The 15,614-nt window shown below is 59.7% G+C and carries 18 protein-coding genes; 15 read left to right on the forward strand and 3 right to left on the reverse strand.

Going from position 1 to position 15,614, the window contains the following annotated elements; translation table 11 throughout:
- The first annotated feature begins 91 nt into the window (after positions 1 to 91).
- The 5 genes from AC1DH9_RS05845 (at position 92) to AC1DH9_RS05865 (ending at position 5,883) form a co-directional block, all read left to right on the forward strand.
- Positions 92 to 472, forward strand: a complete 381-nt coding sequence (locus AC1DH9_RS05845) for a gamma-butyrobetaine hydroxylase family protein (RefSeq protein WP_216742891.1) — start codon at positions 92 to 94, stop codon at positions 470 to 472.
- A gap of 259 nt (positions 473 to 731) precedes the next feature.
- Entirely contained in the window at positions 732 to 2,411 is a 1,680-nt protein-coding gene (gene phaC, locus AC1DH9_RS05850; RefSeq protein WP_427537709.1) for a class II poly(R)-hydroxyalkanoic acid synthase, read from the forward strand.
- A 133-nt stretch (positions 2,412 to 2,544) separates the two neighbouring features.
- Complete coding sequence (phaZ, locus tag AC1DH9_RS05855; RefSeq protein ID WP_427537707.1) at positions 2,545 to 3,402, forward strand: poly(3-hydroxyalkanoate) depolymerase; 858 nt, start codon at positions 2,545 to 2,547, stop codon at positions 3,400 to 3,402.
- A gap of 114 nt (positions 3,403 to 3,516) precedes the next feature.
- Positions 3,517 to 5,199 (forward strand): class II poly(R)-hydroxyalkanoic acid synthase, encoded by a 1,683-nt coding sequence (gene phaC, locus AC1DH9_RS05860; protein ID WP_477807915.1) that lies wholly within the window; start codon positions 3,517 to 3,519, stop codon positions 5,197 to 5,199.
- Positions 5,200 to 5,262: 63 nt separating this feature from the next.
- Positions 5,263 to 5,883 (forward strand): TetR/AcrR family transcriptional regulator, encoded by a 621-nt coding sequence (locus AC1DH9_RS05865; RefSeq protein ID WP_427537701.1) that lies wholly within the window; start codon positions 5,263 to 5,265, stop codon positions 5,881 to 5,883.
- A 231-nt stretch (positions 5,884 to 6,114) separates the two neighbouring features.
- Here AC1DH9_RS05865 and AC1DH9_RS05870 read toward each other — a convergent pair whose 3' ends face one another.
- The 3 genes from AC1DH9_RS05870 to AC1DH9_RS05880 form a co-directional block, all read right to left on the reverse strand.
- A complete protein-coding gene (locus tag AC1DH9_RS05870) occupies positions 6,115 to 6,888 on the reverse strand; it encodes a phasin family protein (protein WP_427537698.1) in 774 nt (257 codons plus the stop codon).
- A gap of 10 nt (positions 6,889 to 6,898) precedes the next feature.
- Positions 6,899 to 7,321 (reverse strand): phasin family protein, encoded by a 423-nt coding sequence (locus AC1DH9_RS05875; RefSeq protein ID WP_054595211.1) that lies wholly within the window; start codon positions 7,319 to 7,321, stop codon positions 6,899 to 6,901.
- 186 nt (positions 7,322 to 7,507) lie between these two features.
- Positions 7,508 to 7,783: a polyhydroxyalkanoic acid system family protein gene (locus tag AC1DH9_RS05880; RefSeq protein WP_427529255.1), complete on the reverse strand. Its 276-nt coding sequence runs from the start codon at positions 7,781 to 7,783 to the stop codon at positions 7,508 to 7,510.
- A 155-nt stretch (positions 7,784 to 7,938) separates the two neighbouring features.
- On the opposite strand from AC1DH9_RS05880, the gene ubiE reads away from it, so the two are divergent.
- The 10 genes from ubiE to AC1DH9_RS05930 all read left to right on the forward strand — a co-directional run.
- On the forward strand, positions 7,939 to 8,709 hold the full coding sequence (ubiE, locus tag AC1DH9_RS05885; RefSeq protein WP_007989286.1) for a bifunctional demethylmenaquinone methyltransferase/2-methoxy-6-polyprenyl-1,4-benzoquinol methylase UbiE: 771 nt from the start codon (positions 7,939 to 7,941) through the stop codon (positions 8,707 to 8,709).
- Positions 8,709 to 9,332, forward strand: coding sequence for a ubiquinone biosynthesis accessory factor UbiJ (locus AC1DH9_RS05890; RefSeq protein ID WP_427537695.1), 624 nt, complete (start codon positions 8,709 to 8,711; stop codon positions 9,330 to 9,332). Before ubiE ends, AC1DH9_RS05890 begins: the two co-directional genes overlap by 1 nt.
- Positions 9,329 to 10,933 (forward strand): ubiquinone biosynthesis regulatory protein kinase UbiB, encoded by a 1,605-nt coding sequence (gene ubiB / locus AC1DH9_RS05895; protein WP_427537692.1) that lies wholly within the window; start codon positions 9,329 to 9,331, stop codon positions 10,931 to 10,933. The genes AC1DH9_RS05890 and ubiB overlap by 4 nt, the downstream gene beginning before the upstream one ends.
- Positions 10,934 to 11,014: 81 nt before the next feature.
- Positions 11,015 to 11,413: a phosphoribosyl-AMP cyclohydrolase gene (hisI, locus tag AC1DH9_RS05900; RefSeq protein ID WP_427537690.1), complete on the forward strand. Its 399-nt coding sequence runs from the start codon at positions 11,015 to 11,017 to the stop codon at positions 11,411 to 11,413.
- Positions 11,406 to 11,738 (forward strand): phosphoribosyl-ATP diphosphatase, encoded by a 333-nt coding sequence (locus AC1DH9_RS05905; RefSeq protein WP_018929162.1) that lies wholly within the window; start codon positions 11,406 to 11,408, stop codon positions 11,736 to 11,738. Before hisI ends, AC1DH9_RS05905 begins: the two co-directional genes overlap by 8 nt.
- 25 nt (positions 11,739 to 11,763) lie before the next feature.
- A complete protein-coding gene (locus tag AC1DH9_RS05910) occupies positions 11,764 to 12,045 on the forward strand; it encodes a twin-arginine translocase TatA/TatE family subunit (RefSeq protein WP_103317087.1) in 282 nt (93 codons plus the stop codon).
- Positions 12,046 to 12,055: 10 nt separating this feature from the next.
- Positions 12,056 to 12,502: a Sec-independent protein translocase protein TatB gene (gene tatB / locus AC1DH9_RS05915; protein ID WP_103317086.1), complete on the forward strand. Its 447-nt coding sequence runs from the start codon at positions 12,056 to 12,058 to the stop codon at positions 12,500 to 12,502.
- Positions 12,499 to 13,293, forward strand: a complete 795-nt coding sequence (gene tatC, locus AC1DH9_RS05920; protein WP_071552327.1) for a twin-arginine translocase subunit TatC — start codon at positions 12,499 to 12,501, stop codon at positions 13,291 to 13,293. Before tatB ends, tatC begins: the two co-directional genes overlap by 4 nt.
- Positions 13,290 to 13,997 carry a 16S rRNA (uracil(1498)-N(3))-methyltransferase gene (locus AC1DH9_RS05925; protein ID WP_477807916.1) on the forward strand — a complete coding sequence of 236 codons (708 nt, stop codon included), beginning with the start codon at positions 13,290 to 13,292 and terminating at the stop codon, positions 13,995 to 13,997. The genes tatC and AC1DH9_RS05925 overlap by 4 nt, the downstream gene beginning before the upstream one ends.
- A gap of 229 nt (positions 13,998 to 14,226) precedes the next feature.
- A partial coding sequence (locus tag AC1DH9_RS05930; protein WP_477807917.1) for a methyl-accepting chemotaxis protein occupies positions 14,227 to 15,614 on the forward strand: 1,388 nt, incomplete at its 3' end.

Consider the following 15,614-nt stretch of genomic DNA (forward strand, 5'->3'; position numbering starts at 1 on the left):
ATAACGTTCAACATTGATGTTGAACGTCACGCCGCAATCGCGAGCAGGCTCGCTCCCACAAGGGCCCTCACAATGACGGACGACCGGCCCCATGACGACTCCACTCCCCACCGCCATCAAACTGCACAAAGCCTCGAAAACCCTGGAGCTGCAATACGCGCCCGACGAGGTCTATCACCTGAGCGCAGAATTCTTGCGCGTGCACTCTCCTTCCGCCGAGGTCCAGGGCCACGGCAAACCCATCCTTCAATTTGGCAAGATCGGCGTAGGCCTGAACAAGGTAGAACCGGCCGGTCAGTACGCACTGAAATTGACCTTCGATGACGGCCACGACAGCGGCCTGTTCACCTGGGAATATCTCTATCAGTTGGCGCGACGATATGACGCACTCTGGGACGACTATCTTGCCGAGCTCAAAGCCGCCGGAAAGACCCGCGATCCAAACGAGTCTGTTGTCAAGCTGATGCTCTAACTCAAGGCCCGCGCTCTTTAGAGGGCATTTTCTAATTTCATCTGTTTGAATGCTGGGCTGCGGTGTCGAGGATCGGCCTGCTTGCGAAAAAAATTAAACTCGGGTAACCAATGGATCTGGCAAGTTCTGTGCAGCGCGCCTCCTGAATGAAAAAGTCAGCGATGTACAACTAACGGTCACCCGAGCGTGTACCCGGCATTTGCTGTGTGACTACACAGCAGGACTCAGGTACTCGCCTCAGGACAATGGAGCGTCGTAGATGAGTAACAAGAATAACGATGACCTGAAACTTCAAGCCTCGGAAAACACTCTTGGGCTAAACCCGGTCATCGGCTTGCGTCGAAAGGATCTGCTTACCTCTGCCCGCATGGTGCTGACCCAGGCCATCAAACAACCCATCCACAGCGTCAAGCATGTCGCGCATTTTGGCATTGAGCTCAAGAACGTGATGCTCGGTAGATCCGAGCTGCAACCGGAAAGCGATGACCGTCGTTTCAACGATCCGGCGTGGAGTCAGAACCCGCTCTACAGACGTTATCTGCAAACCTACCTGGCGTGGCGCAAGGAACTCCACGACTGGATTGGCGAAAGCAATCTGTCCACCCAGGACATCAGCCGCGCACACTTCGTGATCAACCTGATGACCGAGGCCATGGCCCCGACCAACAGCGCGGCCAACCCTGCTGCCGTCAAACGCTTCTTCGAAACCGGCGGCAAAAGCCTGCTCGATGGCCTCTCGCACCTGGCCAAGGATCTGGTGCACAACGGCGGCATGCCGAGCCAGGTCAACATGGGGGCCTTCGAAGTCGGCAAGAGCCTGGGCACCACCGAAGGCGCGGTGGTTTTCCGCAACGATGTACTGGAGCTGATCCAGTACCGGCCCATCACTGAACAAGTGTACGAACGACCACTGCTGGTGGTGCCACCACAGATCAACAAGTTCTACGTTTTCGACCTGAGCCCGGACAAAAGCCTGGCGCGCTTCTGCCTGCGCAACAACGTGCAAACCTTCATCGTCAGTTGGCGCAACCCGACCAAGGCCCAACGCGAATGGGGTTTGTCGACCTACATTGAAGCGCTCAAGGAAGCGGTCGATGTGGTCACCGCGATCACCGGCAGCAAAGACGTGAACATACTCGGCGCCTGCTCCGGCGGTATTACCTGCACCGCCCTGCTGGGCCATTACGCGGCGATCGGCGAGAAGAAGGTCAACGCCGTAACCTTGCTGGTCAGTGTGCTCGACACCACCCTTGATTCCCAGGTTGCACTGTTCGTCGACGAGCAAACCCTGGAAGCCGCCAAGCGCCACTCCTATCAGGCCGGCGTGCTCGAAGGCCGCGACATGGCCAAGGTCTTCGCCTGGATGCGCCCCAACGACCTGATCTGGAACTACTGGGTCAACAACTACCTGCTGGGCAACGAGCCGCCGGTCTTCGACATTCTGTTCTGGAACAATGACACCACCCGGCTGCCTGCGGCGTTCCACGGCGACCTGATCGAACTGTTCAAAAACAACCCACTGGTCCGCGCCGATGCACTGGAAGTGTGCGGCACGCCGATCGACCTCAAGCAGGTCACGGCAGACGTCTATTCCCTGGCAGGCACCAACGACCACATCACACCGTGGAAGTCGTGCTACAAATCGGCGCAGCTGTTCGGTGGCAAGGTCGAATTCGTGTTGTCCAGCAGCGGCCATATCCAGAGCATTCTGAACCCGCCGGGCAACCCGAAATCCCGTTACATGACCAGCACCGACATGCCGGCCCATGCCAATGACTGGCTGGAAAACTCAACCAAGCACACTGACTCCTGGTGGCTGCACTGGCAGGCCTGGCACGCCGAGCGTTCGGGCAAGCTGAAGAAAGCCCCGACCGTACTCGGCAACAAGACCTATGCGGCAGGTGAGGCATCACCGGGGACTTATGTGCATGAACGTTAACTGACACATGTGGGAGCGAGCCTGCTCGCGATAGCGGTGTCACAACCAACAAAAGGGTTGAATGTGCCGCCGTCATCGCGAGCAGGCTCGCTCCCACAATGAAAATGAGACATCGACCCACAGGGCTTGAAGCATGCCGCAACCGTTCATATTTCGTACTGTCGACCTGGATGGTCAAACCATCCGCACCGCGGTACGCCCCGGCAAGCCTCACTTGACGCCCTTGCTGATTTTCAACGGCATCGGCGCCAACCTGGAGCTGGTGTTTCCGTTTGTCCAGGCACTTGACCCGGACCTGGAAGTGATCGCCTTCGATGTCCCCGGTGTCGGCGGTTCATCGACGCCTACCCACCCTTACCGCTTTCCCGGCCTGGCCAAGCTGACCGCACGGATGCTCGACTACCTCGATTACGGGCAAGTCAACGTGGTCGGTGTTTCCTGGGGCGGGGCACTCGCCCAACAGTTTGCCTTCGACTTCCCCGAGCGCTGCAAGAAGTTGGTGTTGGCAGCGACGGCGGCGGGCATGGTGATGGTGCCGGGCAAACCGAAAGTGCTGTGGATGATGGCCAGCCCCAGACGCTACATCCAGCCATCCCACGTGATTCGCATTGCGCCGCTGATTTACGGTGGTTCGTTCCGTCGTGATCCGAACCTCGCAGCGGAGCACGCGAGCAAAGTGCGTTCGGCGGGCAAGCTTGGCTACTACTGGCAGCTATTCGCGGGCCTGGGCTGGACCAGTATTCACTGGCTGCACAAAATCAATCAGCCGACCCTGGTGCTGGCCGGTGACGATGACCCGCTCATTCCGCTGATCAATATGCGGATACTCGCCTGGCGTATTCCCAATGCCCAGCTACACATAATCGACGACGGCCATTTATTCCTGATCACTCGGGCTGAAGCCGTCGCACCGATCATCATGAAATTTCTCCAGGAAGAACGCCAACGGGCGGTGATGCATCCGCACCCGGGGTCGTTCGGCGGCACATAACGTACTGCGTATGTCGACAGGCGTGTCGAAAGCCGCAAGGGAGGTCCGAAGCGACTATGGTGTCTATTCGGAATTGATGTACTTGTTGATGGCTTGACGAAGGAGTGTTGACTCATGCGAGACAAAAAAGCGCCGGGCGCCTTCCCTCCACCCGCCGCATTCATCAATGCCCAGAGTGCGATTACCGGTCTGCGCGGCCGGGATCTGTTCTCGACTCTGCGCAGCGTCGCCGCCCATGGCTTGCGCCACCCGGTACAGAGTGCCAAACACGCACTGGCATTGGGTGGCCAGCTGGGCCGGGTACTACTGGGCGAGACCCTGCATCAGCCCAACCCTTCGGACAGCCGCTTCGCCGACCCGAGTTGGACCCTCAATCCGTTTTACCGACGTGGCCTTCAGGCTTACCTGAGTTGGCAGAAGCAGATCAAAAAATGGATCGATGAAAGCGGCATGCCCGCCGATGACCGTGCACGCGCGCACTTTGCCTTTACCCTGCTCAATGACGCGGTCTCACCGTCCAACACGTTGCTCAACCCGCTGGCGGTCAAGGAGCTGTTCAACTCTGGTGGCCAAAGTCTGGTGCGCGGTCTCAGCCATCTGCTCGACGACTTGATGCACAACAACTGCCTGCCCAGCCAGGTGACCAAGCACGCCTTCGAAGTCGGCAAAACGGTAGCCACCACCACCGGTGCCGTGGTGTTTCGCAACGAACTGCTGGAGCTGATGCAGTACAAGCCGATGAGCGAAAAGCAGTACGCAAGGCCGCTGCTCGTGGTGCCGCCGCAGATCAACAAGTACTACATTTTCGACTTGAGCCCGCACAACAGCTTCGTCCAGTTCGCGCTGAAAAACGGCCTGCAGGTGTTCATGATCAGCTGGYGCAACCCGGATGTCCGTCATCGTGAATGGGGCCTGTCGAGTTACGTTGAAGCCGTGGAAGAAGCGCTGAATGTCTGCCGGGCGATCAGCGGCAGCCGCGAGGTCAACCTGATGGGCGCCTGCGCCGGCGGCCTGACCATCGCCGCTCTGCAAGGACATCTGCAAGCCAAGCGGCAGCTGCGTCGGGTCTCGAGCGCGACCTATCTGGTGAGCCTGCTCGACAGTGAACTGGAAAGCCCGGCGACCCTGTTTGCCGACGAACAAACCCTCGAGGCGGCCAAGCGACGCTCCTACCAGAAAGGCGTACTCGAAGGTCGCGACATGGCCAGGGTCTTTGCCTGGATGCGCCCCAACGACCTGATCTGGAACTACTGGGTCAACAACTACCTGCTGGGCAAAGAGCCGCCAGCCTTCGACATTCTCTACTGGAACAACGACAACACTCGCCTGCCGGCTGCCTTTCATGGCGACCTGCTGGACTTCTTCAAGCACAACCCGTTGACCCATCCTGGCGGACTGGAGGTCTGCGGTACGCCAATCGACTTGCAGAAAGTCAACGTCGACAGCTTCAGCGTCGCCGGGATCAACGACCACATCACGCCTTGGGATGCGGTGTACCGCTCGACACTGCTGCTGGGCGGCGAGCGGCGCTTCGTGCTGTCCAACAGCGGCCACGTGCAGAGCATTCTCAACCCACCGAGCAACCCCAAGGCCAACTATGTCGAAAGCCCGAAACTGAGCAGCGATCCACGGGCCTGGTACTACGACGCCAAACACGTCGATGGCAGTTGGTGGAACCAGTGGCTGGTCTGGATTCAGGAACGTTCCGGTGCTCAGCGCGAAACCTTGATGGCCCTTGGTAACCAGAACTATCCACCGATGGAAGCGGCGCCAGGCACCTACGTACGCGTACGCTGAACTCTCCCCCGTGCCACGGCCTGAAGTGTCGGCCGTGGCCTGACGAATCACTAAGAAGACTGGATGAAAACCCGCGACCGGATTCTTGAATGTGCCCTGCAGTTGTTCAACCAAAAGGGCGAGCCGAATGTCTCTACCATGGAAGTTGCCAATGAGCTGGGGATCAGCCCCGGCAACCTCTACTACCACTTTCACGGCAAGGAGCCGCTGATTCTCGGGTTGTTCGAGCGCTTTCAGGGTGAGTTGACGCCATTGCTCGATCCACCGTCGGACGTGCAACTGGCACCGGAGGATTACTGGCTGTTCCTGCACCTGATCGTTGAACGCCTGGCGCACTACCGCTTCCTGTTCCAGGACCTGTCGAACCTGGCCGGACGTTTGCCGAAACTGGCCAAGGGCATCCGTAATCTGCTCAATGCCCTCAAACGCACATTGGCCTCGTTACTGGCGCAGTTGAAGGCTCAGGGGCAACTGGTCAGCGATACCCAGGCACTCGGGCAACTGGTGGAACAGATCACCATGACCTTGCTGTTTTCCCTGGACTATCAGCGGATTCTCGATCGCGAAGGCGAAGTACGCGTGGTGGTCTACCAGATCATGATGCTGGTGGCGCCGCACCTGCCGCCGTCGGCGAAACTCGCAACCGAGCAGTTGGCGTTGCAGTATCTGGAAGAGCATGACTGAAGCAACACCGCCCCTGTAGCAGCTGGCGAAGCCTGCGTTCGAGTGCGCAGCAGTCGCAATCCGGATAGCACAACCTACCTGATAAAACCGGGTGACCGATTTACGACGACTTCGTCGCCGAACGCAGCCTTCGGCAGCTGCTACACAGGTTGGCGAGCCACTCAGCTTTTGCGGCACAAACAAAAACGCCCGACCTTCGCAGGCCGGGCGTTTTTGCGTGCCCTGGGTTAATCAGGACTGACTGGTTGGCGCCGATGGGGTTGGCGCTACAGTCGGGGTCACAGCAGGGGTTGGCGCCGCGGCGGAGTTCGCCGGGCTGACCGGTGCTGCCGGTTTGGCGGCAGCCACTGCTGGTTTCGGTGCAGCCGCTTTCGGGGCTGCTGGCTTCTTGGCGGCCGGTTTCTTCGCAGCAGCCGGTTTGGCTGCTGGCTTGGCCGCTGCAGGTTTGGCTGCCGCGGTTTTAGCTGCCGGCTTCGCTGGCGCTTTCGCCGCTGGTTTGGCAGCCGGTTTCGCGGCAGCTTTTACCAGGGGTTTGGCGGCAGTTTTCGCGGCGGGTTTGGCTGCTGCCGTTTTAGCGGCAACAGGCGCAACCTTGGCACCGGTGAGTTTTTCGATTTGCTTGGTCAGGGTATCGACCTTGCTGTGCAGCGCTTTGACTTCATTGCGGCTTGGCACGCCAAGACGCGAAATCGCGCTGTTCAGACGCTTGTCGAAAGCCCCTTCCAGTTCATCCCACTTGCCCAGCGCGCGATCTTTGACACCACTGATACGCGACTTGGCCGATTGAGCGGAGTCTTTGGCAGCGTCGACAGTTTTGCCGACAGCGCTCTTGGTGAGCTTCTCGGCTTTCTCGCCATCTTTAACCAATGACTCGAAGAGTTTGCTGCCGTCAGTGTCGATCTTCGAGTACACGCCTAAACCAGCAAGCCAGATTTTGCGGGAGTAGTCTTCGACTTTCCCAATCCACGAGCTGCCTTCTTTCTCGGTGTTCTTTTTGCCAGCCATCCCGTTCTCCTTAATGTTTACGCGCGACGCGTTCGAGCAATGCCGTCAGCTCATCGAGCTTAGCAGAGAGTGTCTCAACGTCATGTTTAGACGGAATGCCGATACGATTCAAGGCACTTGCAACACGCGTGTCGAAAGCCTTCTCGACTTTGTCGAGCTGAACTTCGACTTTGCCTTTGAAGGTACTGACTTCACTCTTGGCTTCATCAATCTCGGCATTGGCCGCTTCAAGCTTCTCGGCAACGACTTTTTTGCCTTTCTTTTCAACAGTTTGACCAGCCTTGATCAACTCCTGAAAGTACTCGCTGCCTTCCTGGCCGACCTTGGTGTAGGCACCCAGGCCTGCCAGCCAGATCTTGCGGGCATAGGATTTCACCTCGTTCAACGCAGTCGGCTGAACGTCAGTTTTTTTCTTCAAAGTAACTTTGGCCATGGTGCACCTCACGCGCAGAAGGTTTGAGGAACTGCCCGTCAAGCGTCGGGCTCAGGCACAACGTAGTGAGAAAAATTAGAAACGGCACCCTAACAACTGACACAAACAATGCGAATGACAGCGTTCTATTGTGGGAGCGAGCCTGCTCGCTCCCACAGGGTTCTCATTCCACAGAAAGAATGAGAGTCAGACCAGCGCTTTATCGAGGGCTCTTTCGATTTCCGACTTGATGGTGCCGCTCATGGCTGACATCAATAGACCGAGTTCGACATCGACCCTGATCGAGGTGTCGCCCACATAGACCGCACCTTTGACCCCGGAACGCTTGAGGTTCAGGGTGTCGCCCGACCACTGAGGTTCCAGGCCATATTGCGCGGCCAGTTTCTCCGCCAGTTTGTCCGCCTTCTCGCGGGCTGCTTCCTTACCCAGGCCGTGGGTACGCTCAACACTAATATGGGCCACTGAATGACTCCTGCTTTATCGGGACTTGCCTCAAGCATTCTGACCCCTGCTGCGTCAAAACGTCCGGGCGGTTGCCTATCTTACCTTCAGCCTTGCCAAGACAAAGCATGCCTTGGGGATTAGAATGTCGCGCATTCTCTTTTGGTGACAGCGATATGACTGATCAGCGCAAAGGCAGCGATGCCGAACCCACCACTCACTTCGGCTTCAAAAACGTTCCGGAAAGCCAGAAAGCGGAAAAAGTCGCTGAGGTTTTCCACTCGGTAGCCGCCAAATACGACCTGATGAACGACCTCCTGTCGGGCGGCATGCACCGTTTGTGGAAGCGTTTCGCGATCGAACTGTCGGGCGTTCGCACCGGCAACCGCGTGCTGGACATCGCCGGCGGCACCGGCGACCTGACCCGAAAGTTCTCGCACCTTGTCGGTCCGACCGGCCAGGTCGTGCTCGCCGACATCAACGAATCCATGCTCAAGGTTGGTCGTGACCGCCTGCTGGATCTGGGTGTGGCCGGCAACGTCGAATTCGTTCAGGCCGACGCTGAAAAGCTGCCGTTCCCGGACAACCACTTCGACTGCGTGACCATCGCGTTCGGCCTGCGCAACGTCACTCACAAGGAAGACGCCCTGCGCTCCATGCTGCGGGTGCTCAAACCGGGCGGTCGCTTGCTGGTGCTGGAGTTCTCCAAACCGACCAACGCACTGATGTCCAAGGCCTACGATGCCTACTCGTTCGCCTTCATGCCGTTGATGGGCAAGCTGATCACCAATGACTCGGAAAGCTATCGCTACCTGGCCGAATCGATCCGCATGCACCCGAACCAGGAAACCCTGAAGTCGATGATGGTTGAAGCCGGTTTCGACCGCGTGACCTATCACAACATGACCGCAGGCATCGTCGCCCTGCACCGCGGCATCAAACCCTGATGTTGCTCGCCGGCCTGCTCGCCAGCGTCGAACTCGGCCTCAACCGGGTGCTGCGGCTCGACAGCACGGCGCTGCCGCGTCTGGCGCCGTTGAACGGCAAGGTGATTGCCGTCGATTGCCGCAGCCCGGCGTTGCAGATGTTCATTGTGCCCAGCGACGAAGGCCTGCTGCTGGCAGCACACTGGGCCGCGGACGCCGACTGCACCTTGCGCGCACCGGCGGCAAGCCTGCTCAAGCTGGCTTTGAGCAAGGACAAGACGGCGGTCCTGCATGGCCCTGACGTTGAACTCGACGGCGACAGCGGCGTGCTGCTGGCGCTGGCATCGGTCCTTCAGGACCTGGAGCTGGACTGGGAATACGAACTCTCGCGCTGGCTCGGCCCGGTCGCCACGCAACTGCTGGGCGGTCACTTGCGCAGCCGCGCACGCTGGTATCAGCAGGGTTTCGCCAGCCTGAACCAGAATCTTGCCGACTACCTCGCCGAAGAATCGCGGGCCCTCGTCGGCCAGCGCGAAGCCGAAGCGCGGTTTAGTGAACTGGACCAGATCAAACTTGATCTGGAACGTCTTGAGGCGCGTTTCGAGCGTCTTTCCCGATCCCTTGATTCAAGCGATAACGCATGAAGCTGCTTGCCGTCCGCCGTTTGTTGCGCATCCAGCGCGTCGTGATCCGCTACCGCCTCGATGACCTGCTGTTCGCCCTGCCATTGCCGTGGTTCCTGCTGGGGCTGCGTTATGCGCTGCCGTGGCGCTGGTTTCCGCGTAAAACCCTGGACCTGAGCCGGGGCGCGCGCTTGCGGCTGGCCTTGCAGGACCTGGGGCCGATTTTCATCAAGTTCGGACAGATTCTTTCGACCCGCCGCGACCTGCTGCCCGAAGACATCGCCGATGAGCTGATGCTGCTGCAGGACCGTGTGCCGCCGTTTGACTCGCAGGTAGCGGTCAAGCTGATCGAAGAACAGCTGGGCAAGAAAATCAACGATGTGTTCAGCCGATTCGACATCGAGCCACTGGCTTCGGCTTCGGTGGCGCAAGTCCATGCGGCGCAGTTGAAAAGCGGCGAAGAAGTGGTGGTCAAGGTCATACGCCCGGGCCTCAAACCGGTGATCGCGCAAGACCTGGCCTGGCTGTTCATCCTCGCCCGCGCAGCGGAAAAACTCTCCGCCGACGCCCGCCTGCTGCACCCGGTGGAGGTGGTCGGCGATTACGAAAAGACCATCTTCGACGAACTCGACCTGCTGCGCGAAGCGGCGAATGCCAGCCAGCTGAGGCGTAACTTCGACGGCTCGCCGCTGCTATACGTGCCGCAAGTCTACTGGGACTGGTGCCGGCCAAAAGTGTTGGTGATGGAGCGTATCTACGGGATTCAGGTCACTGACCTCGCGACCCTCGCCGACCAGCGCACCGACATGAAAATGCTCGCCGAACGTGGCGTGGAGATCTTCTTCACTCAGGTGTTCCGCGACAGCTTCTTCCACGCCGACATGCACCCCGGCAACATCTTCGTCAGCACCGTGCAGCCGTGGAGCCCGCAGTACATTGCGATCGACTGCGGGATCGTCGGCAGCCTGACGCCTGAAGACCAGGACTATCTGGCACGCAACCTGTTCGCTTTCTTCAAGCGTGACTATCGCCGTGTCGCCCAACTGCACATCGATTCGGGTTGGGTGCCGGCAGAAACCAAACTCAACGAATTCGAAGCGGCAATCCGTACAGTCTGCGAACCGATCTTCGAAAAACCGCTCAAGGATATTTCCTTCGGCCAGGTGTTGATGCGCCTGTTCCAGACGGCACGTCGCTTCAACATGGAAGTGCAGCCACAACTGGTTCTTTTGCAGAAAACCCTGCTCAACATCGAAGGCCTGGGCCGTCAGCTGTACCCGGAACTGGACCTGTGGAACACCGCCCAGCCGTTCCTCGAACGCTGGATGCGCGAGCGTGTCAGCCCGAAAACCTTGCTCGGCAACCTGCACAATCAGGTCGAGCAACTGCCGCACCTGGCCAACATGACCCGCGACCTGCTTGATCGCCTGTCGCAGCCGCACGCCGTAAACCCGCAACCGGCCTGGCATCGCCGCTCGGACGACTGGTTCCTGCGTCTGCTCGGCACCGCGCATCTTGCGGGCGGCGCGATCCTGCTGGCCGGCGGTCCCCTGGACGGACTCGGCCATTGGCCCGGCGCGATCATGGTGGCCGTGGGCTTGTATCTGATCGTTCGACGATAGCCAGCCGCGCTGCACGCTGGCACACTGTTCCAACGCCAGGGTTCCACTACTGAAGTGTCGAGCCCGCTGTCGGAGTCGAAGATGAAAGATTGGCTGGACGAGATCAAATGGGACAGCGACGGCCTGGTGCCGGCGATCGCCCAGGACCATAAAACCGGGCGCGTGCTGATGATGGCCTGGATGAACCGCGAAGCGCTGGAACTGACCGTCGCCGAGAACCGCGCCATCTACTGGTCACGCTCGCGTGGCAAGCTATGGCGCAAGGGCGAAGAGTCCGGGCATGTGCAAACCCTGCATGAGATGCGCCTGGACTGTGACGCCGACGTGATCATTCTGATGGTCGAGCAGATCGGCGACATCGCCTGTCATACCGGCCGTCAAAGCTGCTTCTACCGCGTCTATGAAAACGGCGACTGGAAAACCGTCGACCCGGTGCTCAAGGACCCGCACGCCATCTATTCGGACCACAAACATGACTGACACCCTGACCCGTCTGGCCCAAGTGCTGGAAGAACGTAAAGGCGCTGCCGCCGACAGCTCTTATGTCGCCAGCCTTTACCACAAGGGCTTGAACAAGATTCTGGAAAAAGTCGGCGAAGAATCGGTCGAGACGATCATTGCTGCCAAAGACGCCGCCATCAGCGGAGATTGCAGTGATGTAATCTACGAAACCGCTGACCTGTGGTTCCATAGTATGGTCATGCTCGCCCAACTGGGGCAGCATCCGCAGGCCGTGCTCGATGAACTGGACCGCCGCTTCGGCCTGTCCGGTCACGTCGAGAAAGCCTCGCGCCCGTCCGCCTGAATAACGATTAGAGAGGAGCAGCAACATGGGCATTTTTGACTGGAAACACTGGATCGTCATCCTGATTGTCGTGGTACTGGTATTCGGCACCAAAAAACTGAAAAACCTCGGCACCGACGTCGGCGAAACGATCAAGGGCTTTCGCAAAGCCATGAACGACGAAGAGAAGCCTGCCGAACCCGTCGTGCCGCCGACCACTGCACAGCCAACAGCGCCGGTGCAGCCACAGGCCTCGACACTGAAAGAGCCGCACACCATCGACGTGCAGGCCCATAAAGTCGAAGAGCCGACCCGCAAAGACTCGTGAGCGCAGACTAATGTTCGGTATCAGCTTCTCTGAACTGCTGCTTGTCGGCCTCGTTGCCCTGCTGGTGCTGGGCCCCGAGCGCCTGCCGGGCGCTGCGCGCACCGCCGGCCTGTGGATCGGACGCCTGAAGCGCAGCTTTAACGCGATCAAACAGGAAGTTGAACGTGAAATCGGTGCCGACGAGATTCGCCGGCAACTGCACAACGAGCACATTCTGTCGCTGGAACAAGAGGCCCGCAAAATCCTCAATCCAGCCCAGCAGCCGACACCAGTCGAGACGGTAGCCGAGCAGACGGTCCAGGCGCCTGCGCCTGCTGCCGAAACTGCAGCTGTCGCAACACCGGTCGAGCCGCCTCCAGCGGTCGTTGCCGCACCACCGACAGCCCCTGTTACTCCTGCGGCGGCAACCACTGCGCCGGCTCCCCACGACCCAACACTGCCGCCGCGAGCCCCATGAGCGATATTCCAGAGAACGACCAGCACATGCCGCTGGTTTCGCACCTCACCGAGTTGCGTACTCGCCTGCTGCGCTGCGTCGCGGCGATTTTCCTGATCTTCGCCGGGTTGTTTGCCTTCACCCAGCAGATCTACACCTTCGTCTCGATACCGCTACGCCAGTATTTGCCAGCCGGCGCGACGATGATTGCCACCGACGTGTCCTCGCCATTCCTGACGCCGTTGAAGCTGACCATGATGGTCTCGCTGTTCCTGGCGATCCCGGTGATCCTGCATCAGATCTGGGGCTTCATCGCGCCGGGCCTGTACAAGCATGAAAAGCGCATCGCAGTGCCGCTGCTGGTATCCAGCATCCTGTTGTTCTACACCGGCATGGCGTTCGCCTACTTTCTGGTGTTCCCGCTGATCTTCAAGTTCTTCGCCTCGGCCACTCCGGCGGGCGTGGAAATGATGACCGACATCACCAGTTACCTGGATTTCGTCATGACGCTGTTCTTCGCCTTCGGCGTGGCGTTCGAGATCCCGGTGGCCGTAGTGCTGCTGGTGTGGATCGGCGTGGTCGACGTCAAATACCTGAAGAAGATCCGCCCGTACGTGGTCATCGGCTGCTTCGTGGTCGGCATGATCCTGACCCCGCCGGACATCTTCTCGCAGACCCTGCTGGCCGTGCCGATGTGGCTGTTGTTCGAGATCGGTATCCTGTTTGGCAGCCTGGTCAGCAAACGCGAAAAACCGGCGGATGACCAGCCGGCTGACGATCACAACGACCAGCCGCCAGCGACTCAACCGTGAACCTGCTGCTCCTCGAAGAGGCCGATTTCATTGCGGCTGACCGGGTGATCCTGCGCGATCGCCGACTGACCCACATGCAGGAAGTCCACCGCTGTGAAGTCGGCGACAGCCTGCGGGTCGGGCGGATTGGCGGATTGATGGGCTCAGCCGAAGTGCTGCGCCTGGAAGCCACCGAAGCCGAACTGCGCGTCACCCTCGACCAGCCGCCACCGGCCAAGCTGCCACTGACCCTGCTGCTGGCCCTGCCACGGCCGAAGATGCTGCGCCGAGTGTTCCAGACGGTGGCCGCCATGGGTGTGCCGCGAATCGTGCTGGTGAACAGCTATCGGGTCGAGAAGAGCTTCTGGCAGACACCGTTCCTCGAACCCGAGGCGATCCGCGAGCAACTGATCCTCGGTCTTGAACAGGCTCGCGACAGCGTGCTGCCCGAGATCGTCATCGAGAAACGCTTCAAGCCCTTCGTCGAAGACCGCCTGCCGGCCATCGCCGACGGCACCCTCGGGCTGATCGGCCATCCCGGCCAGTACCCGCCCTGCCCCCGCGGGCTGGATGAACCGGTGACCCTGGYCATCGGCCCGGAAGGCGGCTGGATCCCCTACGAAGTCGACCTGCTGACCAAGGCCGGCCTGCAACCGGTACAGCTCGGCGACCGCATCCTGCGGGTCGAAACCGCCGTCACGGCCCTGCTTTCGCGGTTGTTCTAAGACAACCCTGTGGCGAGGGAGCTTGCTCCCGCTTGGGCGCGAAGCGGCCATCGCTTTTTTCGAGCAAGAACGCATCCACCGACTTTACGACTGCTTTGCAGCCGAACGGGAGCAAGCTCCCTCGCCACAAGTGACTGCCAGCCCAGACATTAGCGGCCTACAGATCTCCATCGGTCGGCCGATAGTCTCTCTATAAATCCAATTAACGTGGTCATAGGGAGTCCTAAGCATGTACCGATGGTTAGCCGAACACCTGGGAAATGTGAGCGTCAATCGCAAGCTTGGCATCGGCTTTGGCCTGGTGTTGCTCCTGACCCTGCTGATCACTGTGAATGGCTGGACGGGCATGAACAGCATCATCAGCCGCGGTGACAAGCTCGGGTACATTTCCAGCCTCAATGAGCTGACCAAAGACCTGCGCATTGCTCGTCTGGACTATGAAATGCGTCGCGGCGAACAAGGTCCGGCAGCGGTCAGCGACTTGTTGGGCAAGCTTGAAGAGGGCCTGCAAGGCGCCCTCAAGGTGATCGTGCAACCGGCTAATGTGGCGATGCTCAATCAGCAGGTTGAAGCCGTCAGCGAGTACAGACACGCCTTTGCCGACATGACCCAGGCCACCACCAACCGCGAAGCGGCCCGCGCCAAACTCGGAGCCAGCGCCGACAACGCTGTAGCTCGCATGGCAGAAGTCGAAAAGGTCCTGCTGCAAGGCGACAGCGTCACCCAGTTCAACAGCGTCATCGAGCTGGGCAAGTTGATCCAGCAAGCACGCTTCCAGGTGCGCGGCTACACCTACAGCGGCAAAGTCGAGGCTGAGCAACCGGCGCTGGACGCCATCGACAACGCCTTGAAGTACCTCAAGGCCCTGCCGGAAAAACTCCCGGAACAGCACACCGCCAACCTGCAACAAGCCACCGACTCGTTGATCGCCTACCGCGCGGCCGTCAGCCAATACCGCGATTCCCAGGTGGCCAGTGCCACCGCCCTCAAGGACATGGCCAAGCAAGGCGACTTGCTGTTCGAGCTGAGCAAGAAACTTACCGCCGCACAAACTAACGTACGTGACACCGAAGCCACCCATGCCAAAAACACCCTGCTGCTGGTGACCGCGCTGGCACTGGCATTCGGCCTGCTCGCTGCCTGGGCCATCACCCGGCAGATCATCATCCCGCTGAACCAGACTCTTGAAGTTGCTGAACGGGTGGCTGCCGGCGACTTGACTCACAATCTCATTTCCCAGCGTCGCGACGAACTCGGCCAACTGCAACGCGCTATGCAGAGCATGACCGTCGGCCTGCGTGAACTGATCGGCGGTATCAGCGAAGGCGTGACACAGATCGCCAGCGCTGCCGAAGAACTCTCTGCCGTKACCGAGCAAACCAGCGCCGGGGTCAACAACCAGAAGATTGAAACCGACCAGGTGGCCACCGCCATGAACGAAATGGCCGCCACCGTGCAGGAAGTCGCACGCAACGCCGAGGAAGCGTCGGAAGCCGCCGTCGCCGCCGACCAACAGGCCCGCGAAGGCGACAAGGTGGTCGGCGAAGCCATCGCCCAGATCGAACGCCTGGCCACTGAAGTCGGCAACTCCACTGAAGCCATGGGGCATCTCAAGCG

It is taken from the genome of Pseudomonas sp. 05T35 (assembly GCF_056396605.1).